This is a genomic window from Alcanivorax sp. HI0083, assembly GCF_001635175.1.
Genome location: NZ_LWFX01001653.1, coordinates 1 through 2,287, shown reverse-complemented (window position 1 = coordinate 2,287; position 2,287 = coordinate 1). Strand labels below are relative to the sequence as shown.

Below are 2,287 nucleotides of genomic sequence, written 5' to 3'. Positions count from 1 at the left end.
GGTAGGTATCGATGCGCAGGTCTTCGTTGCGAATGATGATATCGCCCAGCTGCTCGGCTTCCGCCATGATTGCCACCGTACAGGCGGAGGTATGGATCCGCCCCTGGGATTCCGTAGCCGGCACCCGCTGCACCCGGTGGGCCCCGGATTCGAATTTCATGCGCGAATAGACGCCCTCACCGATCACCCGCGCAATCACCTCCTTGTACCCGCCGTGCTCGCCCTCACTGGCGCTGACCATTTCCACTTTCCAGCCGCGTTGATCCGCATACTTGGAATACATGCGGAACAGGTCGCCGGCAAAAAGGGCCGCTTCGTCGCCACCGGTGCCGGCGCGGACTTCGAGGAACACGTTAGCGCCGTCTCGGGGATCTTTCGGCAACATCAGTTTCTGCAGTTCTTCGGCAAGCGCCTCCATGCGCGCCTGGGCATCGCGGGCTTCTTCCGCGCCCATTTCGCGCATATCCGGATCGCTGTCGTCCTGCATGGCTTTGGCCGCATCCAGGTTTTCCGCCGCCTGCTGATACTCCTGATAGCATTTCACCACCGGATCGATTTCCGCGTATTCCCGGGACAAATCACGAAACTGGTTCTGATTGCCGATCACATCCGGGTCAGACAGCAGCCCCGCCAGCTCTTCGAACCGGTCTGCGAGCTTGTCCAGCTTGCCTTGCAATGACGCTTTCATAGAATCCTCTAAAGCACAGCGCTTTATTCAGGGGTGTATTCGGGCGAGCTATTCGTTTTCTTCGGACGAGGAACCCGGATTGTCGAGCAACAGCTCGCGGGCCAGTAACAGGGCTTCGGCGCGACCATCAGCCGCCATTTTTCGCAAGGTCACACTGGGCGTATGCAGCCACTTGTTCACCAGCGAATGCTGAAACTTGCGCAGCACCTGTTCCGCATCCCCGCCATTGCGTAACTGCTGAAGGGCTTTTTCCAGTTCACTCTCCGCCATGCTGGTGCGTTGCTCACGGTAGTCGCGCAACACCTTGACGGCATCCTGCTCACGACGCTGACGGCGATGCCGCACGATGGCGTCACGAATCAATTCCGAGGCTTCCTGGGCCGCCTGCTGACGGGCACGGACATTCTCCTGAATCGCTTCCTGCAGGTGATCCACCGTGTACAGGTAAACGTCGTCCAGCTCACCCACTTCCGGTTCGATATCCCGTGGCACGGCGATATCCACCATGAACATGGGCCGGTGGCGACGTTTTTTCAGGGCCCGCTCTACCATGCCTTTGCCCAGAATCGGCAACGGGGCGGCAGTACAGGAAATCAGGATATCGGCACTTTCCAGCGCCACCGGCAATTCTTCCAGGCTGATGCCCCGGCCGCCCACGGCCGCTGCCAGCTCGCTCGCCCGTTCCTGGGTGCGGTTGGCAATGGTAATTTCCTTCACCTGTTGCTCGCCCAGGTGACGGGCCACCAACTCGATCATTTCACCGGCACCGATCAACAATGCCCGGCTTTTTTTCAGGTCCGCAAAGATGTGGCGGGCAAAGGATACCGCCGCATAGGCCACCGATACCGGATTGGCGCCGATGCCGGTTTCCGTGCGAATGCGTTTGGCCACCGAAAAGACTTCCTGGAACAGGCGCGACAGTTCGCCATTGAGCAGGCCCGCTTCGTGGGCACGGGCATAGGCTTCACGCATCTGACCCAAAATCTGGGGCTCGCCCAGCACCAGCGAATCCAGGCCGCCCGCCACCCGCATCATGTGCTCCAGCGCCTGCTCCCCGGAGTGCTGATACAGCACCGTGGACAAACGCTCCGCAGACAAGTGCCGGCTGGATGCCAGCCATTGGGTAAAGTCAGGGGCAGTGTCGTCGGTGAGGCAATACAGCTCGGTGCGATTACAGGTAGACAGCAAGGCAGCCTCGCGCACACCGGGCATCTCACGCAAGCTGGCCAGCGCCGCTTCCGCCTGCTGCGTTGAGAACGCCAGACGTTCGCGTAGCTCCACATCCGCGGTGGTGTGATTGACGCCAACAGCGACTAGATTCATACATTCCTGTGCGCGACAGTGACAGCAGGCGGCCGTGGCCAGCCCGTAAACCCCGAAAAAGCCGGGGCGCAAGGGTGTGGCATTTTGCGCGAAAGCGCCTGCCAAAACAATGTCAGCCCGGAGAGCAAACCGGTATGGTAGCGCACACCACTTCATGGCTTGGGCAATGGCCAATCGCTGTGCCATGATAGCCTAAACAGAAACAGGCATACCGACCTTAATGACCCGTTACGCGATTCTGCCGCTCTGCGGCGCACTCCTGATCCACGGCTGCGC

2 protein-coding genes are annotated in these 2,287 nt (G+C 60.2%); both read right to left on the bottom strand.

All coding sequences use genetic code 11. The annotated features are described in order from the left end of the window. The coding region (locus A3754_RS24325; protein ID WP_156497203.1) for a PCRF domain-containing protein at window positions 1-688 on the bottom strand (688 nt) is incomplete at its 3' end. A 48-nt stretch (window positions 689-736) separates the two neighbouring features. Then, complete coding sequence (hemA, locus tag A3754_RS24320; protein ID WP_063521582.1) at window positions 737-2,011, bottom strand: glutamyl-tRNA reductase; 1,275 nt, start codon at window positions 2,009-2,011, stop codon at window positions 737-739. Window positions 2,012-2,287: the final 276 nt, after the last annotated feature.

Excerpts from the sequence above, each read along its gene's own strand:
- hemA (WP_063521582.1), bottom strand. The coding sequence starts at position 2,011 with ATGAATCTAGTCGCTGTTGGCGTCAATCACACCACCGCGGATGTGGAG.